Genomic DNA, 13,875 nt, shown 5'->3' with positions numbered 1-13,875 from the left:
TCCTCCTTTTAATAATCTTTTGGTTTTTCCTCTCCTCTCAAAACATTTAAAGCTCCATAACAAAGTGCTTCCTGCTCCATCTCACCAGGAAAGATAAAAATATTTGAAACAAAATAAACTCTATCTTTAATTAAATTTGTCAATTTAAGAGATTTTGAGGCGCCACCTGTTAAAATAATCTCATCAACATCTCCTTTTAAAACAACTGCATTTGCAACAATATCTTTTGAAATTTGATATGCCATTGCTTCATAAATTAATTTCGCATATTCATTTCCCTCATCTATCATTCTTTCAACTTCTCTAAGATCATTTGTCCCAAGATAAGAAACAATTCCTCCTTCTCCCATTAAAAGTTTTTTAATTTTTTCTTTTGTATATTTTCCGCTATAACACATCTCAACTATATCAATTGATGGAAGCCCGCCAGGTCTTTCAGGTGAAAAAGGACCAGAAGAACTTGGGTCATTAACATCAATCGCTCTTCCTTTTTCAAAAGCAACAACAGAAATACCCCCTCCTATATGTGCAACTATAAAATTGAAATCTTTAAATTTACCTCCTAACATTTCTGCTCTTTTTTGAGCTACATACCTTGTATTTAATGCATGAAATCTAGATTTTCTTTGAATTTCTTTTAAACCAGATATTCTTGCAATATCAGGAAACTCATCAACAACAACATCTGCTACAATATAAGCAGGTATGGAATATGGTTTTGCAATTTCATAAGCAATTGGTGCTCCTAAATTTGACGCATGCTCTATAGAAGCATTTCTTAAATCTTCAAGCATTTTTTCATTAATAATATATGTTCCAGCAGAAATTGGTCTTAAAACTCCACCTCTACCAACAACACAAGAGAGTTCCTTTTCATCAATATTATTTTCTTTTAAAAAATCTAAAACAGCATTTTTTCTGAATTCATATTGATCAAAAATTCTTTCAAATTTTTTAAGTTCTTCTATTTGATGTTCGATTTTTTTTGTTTTTATCTCCTTCTCATCTTCAAAGTATGAAACTTTTGTTGAAGTTGAACCAGGATTTATAACTAAAATTTTAAACACCCTTTACCTCCTTTCCTTTAATTAAAAGTTCTTTTGCATGATTTATAGCACTCTCAGTTATTTCAACTCCACCTAACATTCTTGCAATTTCATAAATTCTCTCATCCTCCTCTAAAACTCTTGCAACAAGATATGTTCTTTCTTCTATAACATTTTTTGAAAGAACTATGTGATAGTCTCCAAAACTTGCTATTTGTGGAAGATGAGTTATTGATATAACTTGAGCTGTCTTAGAAAGTTCAAGCAGTTTTCTTCCAACCATTTCTCCAACCCTTCCGCCAATTCCTTGATCTATTTCATCAAAAACAATACATGGAGTTTCATCAACTTTTCCAAAAATAGTTCTTATTGCAAGCATTACTCTAGATAATTCTCCACCTGAAGCAATTTTTATTAGGGGCTTTTCTGATTCACCTGGATTTGGTGAAATATAAAATTCAACAGTTTCAAAACCATAATCATTAGGTTCAAGTTTTTTCTCGTTAAACAAAATCCCATCTTCGCTCTCTTTTTCAAAAAATTTTATAAAAAACTTTGCCTTTTCCATTGCAAGAGATGAAAGTTCATTTTCTATTAGTTCTTTTAATTTTATTGAAGCTTCCTCTCTTTGTTTCCTTAATTCTTTTCCTAGTTTAACTAACTCTTCTTTTATTAACTCAACCTCTTTTTCTAATTCTTCAAGTCTTTCAAAACTTGTATCTATTTTATTTAATTCTTCTTTGGAATTCTCAAGAAAATTCAAAATATCTTTAACAGTTTTTCCATATTTTCTTTTTAAATCATCATATGTTTTTAATCTCTCTTCAATAAAATCTAATTCCTGAGGTGAAAAATCTATTTCGCTTTTCCTTTTTTTTATCTGTTGAGATAACTCACTAATTTTTACTTCAACTTCCTCTAATTCTTTTTTAAAATTAAAAGCACTCTTATCTATATTTTCAATTTCAGTTAATTTTTTCTCAATTAAAAATAGTTTGTCTATAATACCTAAATCATCCCCTTCGCCTTCGATTAGATTAAATGATTCACTATAAATTTCTTTTAATTTTGAAACATTTTTCAATAATTCTCTTTTTTTAATTAAATCTTCTTCCTCTTCTTCACTTATTTTTTCTTTTTCTATCTCATTTATCACATAAATTAAATAATCTTTTCTTCTCTCCCTTTCTTCTTTTTGATTTATAATATCTTCAATCTCTTTTTTTAATTCTTTTAATTTTTTAAGGTTTTCTTTAAAAACTTCTCTCTTTTTAAGAAAATCCTCACCAATGAATCTATCCAACAGTTCAAGATGCTTTGATTTATCGAGAAGAGATTGTGGCTCATGTTGTCCATGAATATCAATTAATTTTTCTCCAATTTCTCTATAAATTGAATATGGAACAACCATTCCATTTATTTTTAATTTTTGTTTTCCATCTTTATAAATTTCTCTTTGAAAAAAAAGAATATCCTCATCAATTCCTTTATCAATTAAAAAATTTTTAATTTTTGGATTAAAACTTACATCAAATGTTGTTGTAAGATAAACTTTATCTTCTCCCTCTCTAAACATCTCTTTTGAAAATTTGTTTCCTAATGCTACACCAAGGGCTGTTATTAAAATTGATTTGCCTGAACCTGTTTCACCTGTAATAACATTTAACCCCTTATCGAATTCAATCGATAAGTCTTCTATAATCGCAAAATTTTTAACGGTAAGATTTTTAAGCATTCATATTTAATTTTATCAGATTTTTAATTTTTTAAAAGTTTTTTTGTGAAAATTTAAACTTTTTCTTTAATCCATATATCTTCCACCATTTACATCAACAACTTCTCCATGTACAAAATCGTTTTCAATTAAATAAATAATTGTGTGAGCAATTTCATATGGTGTTGCAATTCTTTTTAATGGAGTTAACTCACTCAATCTCTTTTTAACATCTTCACTAACAAGATCAGTATCTACAGGTCCTGGAGCAACTGCATTTACATTAATTTTTCTAGGTGCAAGTTCACTTGCAAGAGCAAAAGTAAAACCAATAATTCCTGCTTTACTTGCAGCGTAATGAGGACCTATTGTTCCTCCCATTTTACCTGCTATTGATGAAAGATTTATAATCTTTCCACCATCAGGAATATAAGGAAGCGCTTCTTTTGTCATAAGAAACATACTTTTTAAATTAATATCAATTATTTCATCCCATTCTTCTTCACTTATATCAATGAGTTTTGTATTAGGAGGAGCAATTCCAGCATTATTTACAAGAATATCTATTCTTCCAAATTTATTTATAAACTCCTTTATAATTTTTTTAACATCTTCACTTTTACTAACATCACCTTGAAGCAAAATTCCTTCTATTCCAAAACTTTCACAAATTTTTAAAACATTTTCTGCTTCATCTTTTCTTAACTTAAAATTTATTCCAACATTTCCTCCTCTTTTTGCAATTTCAATTGCTGTTTCCTTTCCAATTCCTCTGCTACCACCTGTAATTAATGCACATTTTCCTTTTATCTCCATATTGACCTCCTTAAATAAATCAATTAAAATTATAATACTCACACAATAAAAAGGAGAACACAATGAACCAAAAAATAAGTTTAATCATAGATTTTCTTTTAAATTACCTTCAAGGAAAGAGAAAGGCAATTGAACTTTCTCTTATAACTTTACTTTCTAATGGACATCTTTTAATTGAAGATTTGCCAGGGTTAGGTAAAACAACACTTGCAATAGGTTTAGCTAAAACCCTTGGTCTATCTTTTGGAAGAGTGCAAGCAACTTCAGATCTTCTTCCTTCAGATATTACTGGTTTATCTGTATTTAATAAAAACTCTTCTGAATTTGAATTTCACCCAGGACCAATTTTTAATAACATTCTTCTTGTTGATGAAATAAATAGAGCAACCCCAAAAACTCAATCTGCTCTACTTGAAGCAATGGCAGAAAGACAAGTAACAATTGATGGAAAAACCTATGATCTTCCAAAACCCTTTTTTGTCATAGCAACTCAAAATCCATATGAACTATTTGGAACTTTTCCTCTTCCTGAATCACAACTTGATAGATTTATGATGAAAATATCACTTGGCTATCCTGAAAAAGAAGAGCTTAGAGAAATATTACATATTGGAAGTACAAGAGAGGAGTTGATTAAAATTAAACCAATTCTATCAAAAGATGAAATTATTAAAATTCAGGAAATTATTAAAAATGAAGTTTTTGTTTCCAATAAGGTAATTGATTACATAATTGAAATAGTGGAAGCAACCAAAAAAAGCAAATTTTTATATTCTGGAATTTCAACAAGAGGCTCTCTTTCTCTTCTTCTCGCATCAAAAGCCAATGCATTCATCAAAGGAAGAGATTATGTAATACCAGAAGATGTAAAAGAACTTATTGAATTTATAATTCCACATAGGGTTTTATTTAAAGAAGAATATGAAAATATCAATAAAAAGGAGATTATAAAATCAATAATAGAAGAAGTACCTACCCCAGTGTAATTAAAATAACTGGATCTGGATATTTTTATATTTTAATAACAATTTTTTTGGGTGTTTCTGCTATAAATACTGGTAATAATCTACTTTTTTTAATAACTTCTTTTTTATTAAGTTTTATGGCTGTTTCAGGTTTTTTTGGAAGATACAATATCCAAAATTTAGATCTTGAAATTGAATTTCCTCAAGAAATTTATGCAAAAAAGGAGGTCTATTTTATTTTTAAATTAATAAATAAAAAGAGATTGCCATCTTTCTTGATAAAATTAAAATTTTATGATAAGGAAATTGTTTTTCCTTATTTTGAAAAAGAAATTAGCAAAAGAGAGTCATTGGTGTTTCCAAAAAGAGGTTTATATAAAATTAATGAACTTCAATTTTCATCTCCTTTTCCTTTTAATTTTTTTGTAAGATATTATAATTTAAAAAAGAGTTTTGAATTTATTGTTTTTCCTGAACCAAAAAAGGTCATTATTTATGAAAATTTAATATCTCAAAAAGAAAAAAATGGAGAATATGAATCACAAATTAAAAGTGGTTATGATGGTGATATCAAATCAATAAAAGATTATATTAATGGAACTCCAAAAAAATATATTGATTGGAAAAGTAGTGCAAAGACTGGCTCACTTAAAATTAAGGAATTTGATTCGCTAATAAATAAACCTTTAATAATAGAATTCGATAAAATAAAAGCTAAAAATTTAGAAGATAAAATTTCTTTTATATCATTTCTTATAATGGATAATTTCAAAAAAGGTATTCCTGTAGGTTTAAAAATTAAGGATAAATTTTTTAAACCAGATTTTTCTTTTAATCATAAATTAAATCTATTAAGGGAATTAGCACTATATGAATAAAATAGAGATAAAGAAAATTTTAAATATATTAACCTATTTAATTGGAATTGAAATGTTTATATTCTCATTTAAAATAATTTCATTTCCTTATTTATTTATTTCTCTAATTATATTTATTTTTGCTTTATATAAAGATTTTGTCAAACATTATAAAATAAATAGAACTCTTTTAAATATAGTTGCAATAATTTTTATCATTTTGATTTTTTTAAGATTAACACTTACAGATATAATAACACCTTCTCTTGAATCTCTAATTGTTCTTCTTTCGATTAAATTTTTAGAGGATAAAGAAAAAAGAGATTATCTTCAAATTTTTTTAATTTCAATCTTAATATTTACTGGTGCAACAATTTTCTCTTTTGAAATTTCTTTTCTTGTTTTCTTTTTAATATTCATTTTATTACTAAACTATTCAATAATTTTTCTAACATACTACTCTGAAGATAAAAATCTTAAATTAAAAATAGGTGAATTTTTTAAAATTAGTAAAAGAGCCTTTTTGATTCCAATTATTGCTCTACCATTTTCAGTAATACTATTTTTTGGACTTCCAAGAACTCCAAATCCGCTTTTTTCATTTTTTGGCTCAACTTTAACTGCAAGAACTGGATTTTCTGAAACAGTAAAACTTGGTACAGTTTCAGAAATTCAAGAAGATGATTCAGTTATTATGAGAGTCTCAACTGAAAGATTAAATGATGATGAACTTTATTTTAGAGGCATAACACTAAATTATTATGATAATAACGAATGGATTTATGTTAAAATTGGTGAAGATTCAAAAAATTTAGAAATAAAAGGGAAACTAGTAGAGCAGACAATTTATCTTGAACCATATGGAGGAAATATTCTTTTTGGTATTGATAAACCAGTTGGAATTTATTCTTTTTTAAGATATGAAAAAGAGGGGTTAAGTTTCAAAACAAGAGAAATTATAGGAAATAAAATAAAGTATGATGTTAAATCAGTTATCTCTAATGTGGTTTATGAAAAAGATATAGAAAAAAAATTATATTTGCAACTTCCTAATAATTTATCTCAAAATTTTTATGAATTTATTAGAAATTTTAAAGATGAAAATGCTTTGGAAACTATAAAAAATGTACAAAATTACCTTATGGGACCTCAATTTAAATATAATCTTAAAAACTTACCAATCTCACAAAATCCAGTAGAAGATTTTCTTTTTAAAACAAAAGAGGGGAATTGTGAATATTTTGCTACTGCAATGGCTTTAATTTTAAGAGGGCTTGAAATACCATCAAGAGTTGTAGCAGGATATAAAGGTGGTATTTATAATGAAATAGGAAAATATTATATTATTAAGCAATCAGATGCGCATCTTTGGGTTGAAGCATATGTTGATGCAATTGGATGGATAAGATTTGATCCAACTCCATCTTCAGAGAGAAATTTAGCACTTTTAAATTCAAGAAAAATATCAAAATTTAGACTTTTTTTAGATACAATAAACTATTATTACAACACTTTTGTTATAAATTATGATCTTGAAAAACAAATTGCACTTTTAAATAAAATTAAAGATTTTAAAATAGATTTTAATATAAAATTTAATATGATAGAGTTTTTTAAAAAGGGTTTCTATTTTTTGTTGTTGTTTTTAATTTTTATTTTGTATTTCATAATCAAAAATATGAAGTTAAAAAAAGAGCGATTTGAAGATAAGCTTATAAGAAATTTTTACAAAAAAATTAAAAAACTTGGCTTAAAAAAAGAAAAGTATGAGGGTTTAGAAGAATTTCTTCAAAAAATTAAAAATGAAGATGTTAAATTAAAACTTAAAAAATTTATAATTAAATTTGAAGATGTTTATTATAAAGACAAAAAAATTGATAAATCTATGTATATTAATTTAAAAAATATTTTAAATGAGATTTAACTTTTCAAGAAATTTTCTTGCTTCAATTGCGCTTTTTTCTTTATCTTTAATTTCAAGCATAATATCAAATTCATATGGTCTTGTAATATTAATAAATTCTTCAAAATCTTTAAGATCAATTCTTCTTGCATGAGTGCCTTTCTTTGCACCTTTATCTTGTGAACTGTAATCAACCATAGGAATTCCATCTTTCTCTTTCCAGGTTAATATAATATCTTTTAAAAAATTTTCTAATTTTTCTCCATTATTATTGCATCTATAATGAAAATAATCGAAAATGATAGGAATTTCTGTTTTGTTGCTTATTTTTATTACATCCAAAACAGAATAATACTTATCATCATTTTCTATACAAAGTCTTTTTTTTATAAAATCAGGAAGAGATTCATATCTTTTTAAAAACCTTTCAATTGATAAATTTTTATCACCATAAACTCCACCAACATGAATTTGTACTTTATGTGTGTAATCTAATTCCATGCTATCAAGTAAAATCATGTGATATTCAAGTTCTTTAACGCTTCTTATAAATACATCCTCTTTAATTGAATTTATAAGAATAAATTGATCTGGGTGCATTGAAATTCTAAAAAAATTTTTCTTTATAAAATCTCCTATCTCAATCAATTCTCTTTTAAATTCCTCATACCATTTAATGCTCATTATTTCATGAGAGGCAAAAGGTATAGTTTCTGAGGAAATTCTAAAAAATTTTAAATTTTCCTTCAAATTAAATTTTAAAATTTCAATTAAACATAATAAATTATTTCTAATTGTCTCTCTTAATTTATTTTCTTCATAAGAGGTTAATCTAAAAGTTTTATTCGGAGAACAACCTATTGAATAGTTTATACATGGATAGCCAATTTTCATAAATTAAATATTAACATTTCTTGACAGAAATTTTAATTGATTTAAAATTTATGATTGTATGAGAACCTTTAAAAGGAGAGGAATATGAAATTATATATTTTATCAACTTTTGTTTTTGTTATTCTTTTTGTACTTTATTTTCTTTCTAAATTATTTTTTGAAAAGAAATTTAAAATTAAAAGAGAAGGTGGATTTGCTCTTATTCCCTTTGGAGAAAAGTTAGGAGCAGTTGGGGGTGCTTATCTTTTCCTTGCACCTATTATTGCAATAGAGTGGGGTTATATTCCAGTAATTGTAATAACGATAGTTATGACTTTATTTTTTGGTTATCCTCTTTCATTTCTTTCTACCTTATTGAATAAAAGATTAAGTTTTAAAGATTATTTAATAAACAATAAAAAATTAAAAAATATTCTTTTAATTTTTTTAATTATCTTCTCTTTTTTAATTACAATCTCATTTATTCATTACACAGCTGAGCTTTTAGGGCAAAATAGAGGAGTTTCTACCTCATTTTTGCTTCTTGTTTTGCTATCTCTTCTCTTCTCATATTTCATTATTAATAAAAAGGAAGATATTATACCATACACTATATTTTTTGCAGTATTTCTATTTTACATTATCTTTCTTGGAGGATTCTATCCTCTATCTATTCCTTTTAAAATAGTTACTGAAAAATTTACATTTGGAATTATTTTAACTGCCTTACTTTTAATTTTTATATTTTTAAAAGATGACTTATTATCTAAACCATATTCATATCTCTCATCATTTTTAATATTTATAATTCTTTTTGGGGGATTTTTTGGTCCATTTATTGGTGTAAGAATTCAGAGAGAAGAATTTATTTTATCTAGTTCGAGAGGCTCAATGATTCCTTTAATTTTAGGAACCCTATCTTTTGTTGCCTTTTCTGGTTTTGAATCTCTGTTTTCAATATTATTTACATCAGAAAGTATAAAAGGAGAAAAAGATGTTTCAAAAACCTCCCTTCTTCCAATTACAATTCTTTCATTAGCAGGAATAGTTTCTTCTTTTTCATTAATAATTTATGCTAAAACTGATTCATTAATTAAAGGAAAAGATCCACTAACTCTTTTTCAAGAAGGGATGGCTAAATATCTTCGTTTTGCAGGTTTAAGTGAAAGTTATAGTAAAAATTTTGTTCTATTTTTAACAGTTGTTGTTATGTTTTCATTTATGGTTTATTCATTAAAATCTTTAAAAAAATATTTAAATTTAATTGAATTAAAAATGGCAAATCCTATTGTTGTTTTGATTATATTATTAACATTTCTAACATTTTTCCTTCCAAAAGACATTTTTGGAGGTATAACAAATTGGTGGTTAAGATTAATAACAGTTAACACTTCTATTAATTTTCTTTTGGCTTCAATTTTACTTTATTTTGTATCACAAATTTTCAAATTCAGAGAGTATAATTATATTTCAAAAATTCTAAATGTTTTTTCAATTATACTTTTTATTTATCTTATAATAATAAACTTTAAAGATACTCTTCCATTAATAATCTCTATTATATTTTTATTAATTTCTATTTACTCATTTTTATCAATTTTAAAAACAAATGATAAATCATCTTTCTAATATAAGAAAAGAGCCAGGAAGATTTATTATATTATCATACCTTTTAATTATATTAATTGGAGGATTTATTTTAACACTCCCTATCTCCTCAAAAAATAGAGTATGGACAAATCCTATCAATGCTCTATTTACAGCAAGTTCAGCAACATGTGTAACAGGTCTTGTTGTTTTAGATACAGGAACTCATTATTCAACTTTTGGTCAAATAATAATCCTTTTATTAATTCAAATAGGCGGATTAAGTTATATGACAATATTTACTTTTCTTTCTTTACTTCTTGGAAGAAAAATACCACTTTTAGATAGAATAATTCTGAAAGAATCAATTAGTTTTTTTAGTATTGGTGGTATTATTAAACTTGCAAGAAGAATTTTTTATATAGTTTTATTATTTGAAGGAACTGGGGCTATAATTTTATCAACAGTTTTTTTAAAAGAAGTTGGTTTTCCAAAGGCTCTTTTTTATGGACTTTTTCATTCGATTTCTGCATTCTGTAATGCTGGTTTTGATTTAATTGGTGATTTTAAAAGTTTCATACCATATAGAGGAAATATTGTTCTCAATTTAACAATAATATTATTAATAGTGTTTGGCGGAATTGGTTTTGTAGTCATTAGCGAATTGATTGATTTTCCTAAATCAAAAAAACTTTCAACTCATACTAAACTAGTTATAATAACAACAATTATTTTGATAATATTAGGTGCTACACTTTTTTACTTATTTGAAATTTCAAATCCAAGAACACTTAAATTTTATTCTTTTAAAGAAAGAGTTTTAACTTCAATTTTTCATGCTGTAACTCCAAGAACAGCTGGTTTTAGTACAGTAAATGTTGGATATTTAAATCTTCCAACTCTACTTTTAACAATATTTTTAATGTTTGTTGGTGCATCACCTGGAGGAACAGGTGGAGGTATAAAAACAACAACTTTTGCACTTATTTTACTTAATATTAGAAGTTGGATAAAAGGAAGAGAAGGAGTCACTATATTTGGAAGATGTGTAGAGACTCTTTCAATCAAAAAATCATACCTTGTTTTTACAACTGCAATTTTTCTTATATCTCTTTCAACATTTTTATTATCAATAACAGAAAAATTTGGCTTAATTTCAATATTTTTCGAGGTTGTTTCAGCTTTTGGAACAGTAGGTCTTTCAACAGGAATTACTCCAGAACTCTCAACATTTGGAAAATTAGTAATAATTTTTACAATGTTTACTGGAAGAGTTGGAATTCTTTCGTTTTTAACAAGTGTTATTGTTAGAAAATCACAAAGGGTTTATTTACCTGAAGATAAAGTTATGGTAGGATAGAAATATGAAGAAAACTTTTGGAGTAATTGGTCTTGGAAGATTTGGATTTTCACTTGCATTAAATATAGAGAAAAGGGGGTTTCCAGTTCTTGCAATAGATAATGATAGAGAAATAATAGAAAGAGTTAAAGATAAATTGACTCATGTTATTCTTGCTGATGCAACAGATGAACTTGCGCTTGAAGAAGCAGGTATAAAAAATTGTGATACAGTCATTATTGCAATTGGTGATAATAAAGAACATAGCATACTATCAACTATGATAGTTAAAAGTATGGGAATTAGATATGTAGTAGCAAAAGCAGTTGATGAACTTCATGGAAAAATTCTTGAAAAAATTGGAGCAGATTTAGTGGTTTTTCCTGAAAAAGAAAGAGGAGAAACACTAGCAATTCAATTAACCTCAACATCTCTACTCGACTTCATTGAAATTTCTCCTGAGTATAATCTCGAGGAGGCAAAAGTTCCAAAAGAATTTGTTGGAAAAACTTTAAGAGAACTTGATTTAGGAAATAAATATAAAATAATTGTTTTAGGAATAAAAAGAGGAGAGGAGTTTATTGTAGCTCCATCTTCAGAGGAAATATTTAGACAAGATGACACAATTGTTTTCATAGGAAGAACTAAAGACATATCTAAATTTACAGAAGAGTTTATTGAATAAAAACAAAACATCTGTAACAAAAATTCTATTTATTTGTATAAATATTAAAGGAGGTATTAATTATGGAAGAATTTGAAAAAGAAGAAGAGATAAAAAATGAAGAAATAAAAGAAATAGAAGAAGAGATAAAAGAAAAATTGATTGAAGAAAAACCAAAAAAGAGAAGAGGAACAACCTTTATTATTCTTATCATGTTTATAATTGGAGCATTAATTGGAGGAGGATTAGGAAGCTTCATAACAGTAAAATATTTAAAATCAAATTTTTATTTACCTTCACAAAATCCCTCAAAAGTTCAATATGTTAATGTAAGCGATGTTATTAAAGTTGAAGAATCTCAAATTATTAATGTTGCAGAAAAGGTTAGTCCTGCTGTTGTAAGAATTTCAACCACTCAGGTTGTTCAAGATTTCTTTTTCACATATGAAACACCAGGTTTAGGTTCTGGTTTTATAATTTCTGAAGATGGATTAATAGTTACAAATAATCATGTTATTGAAGGTGCTAAAAAAATTACAGTAACTCTTAGTGATGGCAAAGAGTATGATGGCTTTATTGTTGGAACAGATCCTTCATCTGATGTTGCGTTGATAAGAATTAATGCCAAGGGTCTTCCATATCTTACCTTTACAGACTCTTCAACTCTTAAAGTTGGTCAAACTGTAATTGCAATTGGAAATCCATATGGTTTTGATCACACTGTCACAACTGGTGTAATTTCTGCACTTGAAAGGACACTTACTTTTGAAGATGGAACTACACTTGTAGGAGTAATTCAAACAGATGCTGCAATTAATCCTGGAAATTCTGGTGGTCCTCTTTTAAATCTTTTTGGTGAAGTTGTTGGAATGAATACAGCAATTTATGCCTCAGGTCAAGGAATAGGTTTCGCTGTCTCCTCAAATACTATTCAAAAAGTTGTTAATGATTTACAAGTGTATGGAAAAGTAAGATGGCCTTTTTTAGGTATTAGTGGAGTTGCAATAACAGATGATATTGCAAAGAGAAATAATTTACCAGTTAATAAAGGTATATTAGTTGTTCAAGTTTTAAGCGGAACAAGTGCAAGTGAAGCAGGATTAAAACCATTTGATATCATAACTAAATTTGAAGGTAAAGAAGTAACATCTGTTCAGGAATTAACAAAATATTTAAGACAGAAAAATATTGGTGATAAGGTTAAAATAGAAATTATAAGAAATGGAAAAACAATGGAAGTAGAGGTAATTTTAAGAGAAAGACCTTCTGGTATAAGTTTTTTAAATGGAGTTGGAACCTTAATTTAATTACATTAAACCTCTAAATATACCACCATCAATTAAAAGAGTAACTCCAGTAACATAACTTGCTCTTTCAGAAAGAAGAAATGTTACAACATCAGCGTATTCTTCAGGATCTCCAACTCTTCCAAGAGGTATATCTTTTGTTATTTTATTTAATTCCTCTTCAAAAGTAGTACCATTTTTCTTGCTTCTATTCTCAATAATTTTTCTTAATCTGTCAGTTAAAGTATATCCTGGTGCAACACAATTTGCTGTTATATTATATTTACCAACCTCTCTTGATAAACTTTTTATAAATGCAACAACTGGTGTTCTTGATACATTTGATAGAATTATATCTTGAAGTGGTTCTTTTACAGAAATTGAAGTTGATGCAACAATTCTCCCGAATTTTTGGTTTATCATATAATCAATGAATGCATAAGTCAAATTAATGGTACTCATTAAATTTAAATTAATTGCTTCTAAATAATCTTTCTCTTTAAAATCAAAAAAACCACCTGGCGGAGGTCCTCCACTATTTATAAAAAGAAGATGAACTGTTCCATAAAATTTTATAATTTCATCTTTAAATTTCAAAATTTCATCTCTTTTTGTTAAATCACATGGAAAAACAAAAACTTCAGTATTATAACTCTCTTCAATCTCTCTTTTTAAATCTTTTAGTGCTTTTTCATCTCTTGCACAAACCCCTAACCTTGCTCCTTCTTCTGCAAGAGAAAAGGCAACTGCTTTGCCTAGACCCTTGCTACCACCTGTTACTACTGCTATTTTATTTTTTATTCCAAGATCCATAAAATCCTCCTT

Annotated in this window: 12 protein-coding genes; 7 read left to right on the top strand and 5 right to left on the bottom strand. The window is 26.6% G+C overall.

From position 1 onward, the window contains the following. Positions 1-8: 8 nt before the first annotated feature. From buk to N3D74_02140, 3 genes are all read right to left on the bottom strand, one after another. Positions 9-1,067, bottom strand: a complete 1,059-nt coding sequence (gene buk / locus N3D74_02150; GenBank protein ID MCX8094980.1) for a butyrate kinase — start codon at positions 1,065-1,067, stop codon at positions 9-11. Further along, positions 1,060-2,781: a DNA repair protein RecN gene (gene recN / locus N3D74_02145; GenBank protein MCX8094979.1), complete on the bottom strand. Its 1,722-nt coding sequence runs from the start codon at positions 2,779-2,781 to the stop codon at positions 1,060-1,062. The genes buk and recN overlap by 8 nt, the downstream gene beginning before the upstream one ends. Before the next feature lie 66 nt (positions 2,782-2,847). Further along, the gene (locus N3D74_02140; GenBank protein ID MCX8094978.1) at positions 2,848-3,576 is read right to left on the bottom strand and encodes a 3-oxoacyl-ACP reductase FabG; all 729 of its coding nucleotides are present in this window, start codon (positions 3,574-3,576) and stop codon (positions 2,848-2,850) included. Between the two features lie 62 nt (positions 3,577-3,638). On the opposite strand from N3D74_02140, the gene N3D74_02135 reads away from it, so the two are divergent. From N3D74_02135 to N3D74_02125, 3 genes are read left to right on the top strand one after another with little or no spacing between them, the layout of a single operon-like run. Then, positions 3,639-4,562 carry an AAA family ATPase gene (locus tag N3D74_02135; GenBank protein MCX8094977.1) on the top strand — a complete coding sequence of 308 codons (924 nt, stop codon included), beginning with the start codon at positions 3,639-3,641 and terminating at the stop codon, positions 4,560-4,562. 47 nt (positions 4,563-4,609) lie between these two features. Continuing rightward, positions 4,610-5,419: a DUF58 domain-containing protein gene (locus N3D74_02130; protein ID MCX8094976.1), complete on the top strand. Its 810-nt coding sequence runs from the start codon at positions 4,610-4,612 to the stop codon at positions 5,417-5,419. Next, positions 5,412-7,322 carry a DUF3488 and transglutaminase-like domain-containing protein gene (locus tag N3D74_02125; GenBank protein ID MCX8094975.1) on the top strand — a complete coding sequence of 637 codons (1,911 nt, stop codon included), beginning with the start codon at positions 5,412-5,414 and terminating at the stop codon, positions 7,320-7,322. The genes N3D74_02130 and N3D74_02125 overlap by 8 nt, the downstream gene beginning before the upstream one ends. On the opposite strand, the gene uvsE is transcribed toward N3D74_02125, so the two are convergent. Next, complete coding sequence (uvsE, locus tag N3D74_02120; protein ID MCX8094974.1) at positions 7,308-8,195, bottom strand: UV DNA damage repair endonuclease UvsE; 888 nt, start codon at positions 8,193-8,195, stop codon at positions 7,308-7,310. The two genes, N3D74_02125 and uvsE, sit on opposite strands and share 15 nt — an antisense overlap. Positions 8,196-8,279: 84 nt before the next feature. On the opposite strand from uvsE, the gene N3D74_02115 reads away from it, so the two are divergent. The 4 genes from N3D74_02115 to N3D74_02100 all read left to right on the top strand — a co-directional run bounded on the left by N3D74_02115 (position 8,280) and on the right by N3D74_02100 (position 13,071). Beyond that, positions 8,280-9,803, top strand: coding sequence for a hypothetical protein (locus tag N3D74_02115; GenBank protein ID MCX8094973.1), 1,524 nt, complete (start codon positions 8,280-8,282; stop codon positions 9,801-9,803). After that, a complete protein-coding gene (locus tag N3D74_02110; protein MCX8094972.1) occupies positions 9,784-11,121 on the top strand; it encodes a TrkH family potassium uptake protein in 1,338 nt (445 codons plus the stop codon). Before N3D74_02115 ends, N3D74_02110 begins: the two co-directional genes overlap by 20 nt. A gap of 4 nt (positions 11,122-11,125) precedes the next feature. After that, positions 11,126-11,785, top strand: coding sequence for a TrkA family potassium uptake protein (locus N3D74_02105; protein MCX8094971.1), 660 nt, complete (start codon positions 11,126-11,128; stop codon positions 11,783-11,785). 62 nt (positions 11,786-11,847) lie between these two features. Next, entirely contained in the window at positions 11,848-13,071 is a 1,224-nt protein-coding gene (locus N3D74_02100; protein ID MCX8094970.1) for a trypsin-like peptidase domain-containing protein, read from the top strand. Here N3D74_02100 and N3D74_02095 read toward each other — a convergent pair whose 3' ends face one another. Continuing rightward, positions 13,072-13,863, bottom strand: coding sequence for an SDR family oxidoreductase (locus N3D74_02095; protein ID MCX8094969.1), 792 nt, complete (start codon positions 13,861-13,863; stop codon positions 13,072-13,074). Between the last annotated feature and the right edge of the window lie 12 nt (positions 13,864-13,875).

The organism is Caldisericia bacterium, from assembly GCA_026414995.1.
Taxonomy (GTDB): Bacteria; Caldisericota; Caldisericia; order B22-G15; family B22-G15; genus JAAYUH01.
This window is presented reverse-complemented; position numbering and strand designations above follow the sequence as displayed.

Coding starts and splice junctions, on each gene's coding strand:
- recN (MCX8094979.1), bottom strand. CDS start 2,781: ATGCTTAAAAATCTTACCGTTAAAAATTTTGCGATTATAGAAGACTTA.
- N3D74_02140 (MCX8094978.1), bottom strand. CDS start 3,576: ATGGAGATAAAAGGAAAATGTGCATTAATTACAGGTGGTAGCAGAGGA.
- N3D74_02135 (MCX8094977.1), top strand. CDS start 3,639: ATGAACCAAAAAATAAGTTTAATCATAGATTTTCTTTTAAATTACCTT.
- N3D74_02125 (MCX8094975.1), top strand. CDS start 5,412: ATGAATAAAATAGAGATAAAGAAAATTTTAAATATATTAACCTATTTA.
- uvsE (MCX8094974.1), bottom strand. CDS start 8,195: ATGAAAATTGGCTATCCATGTATAAACTATTCAATAGGTTGTTCTCCG.
- N3D74_02115 (MCX8094973.1), top strand. CDS start 8,280: ATGAAATTATATATTTTATCAACTTTTGTTTTTGTTATTCTTTTTGTA.
- N3D74_02110 (MCX8094972.1), top strand. CDS start 9,784: ATGATAAATCATCTTTCTAATATAAGAAAAGAGCCAGGAAGATTTATT.
- N3D74_02105 (MCX8094971.1), top strand. CDS start 11,126: ATGAAGAAAACTTTTGGAGTAATTGGTCTTGGAAGATTTGGATTTTCA.
- N3D74_02100 (MCX8094970.1), top strand. CDS start 11,848: ATGGAAGAATTTGAAAAAGAAGAAGAGATAAAAAATGAAGAAATAAAA.
- N3D74_02095 (MCX8094969.1), bottom strand. CDS start 13,863: ATGGATCTTGGAATAAAAAATAAAATAGCAGTAGTAACAGGTGGTAGC.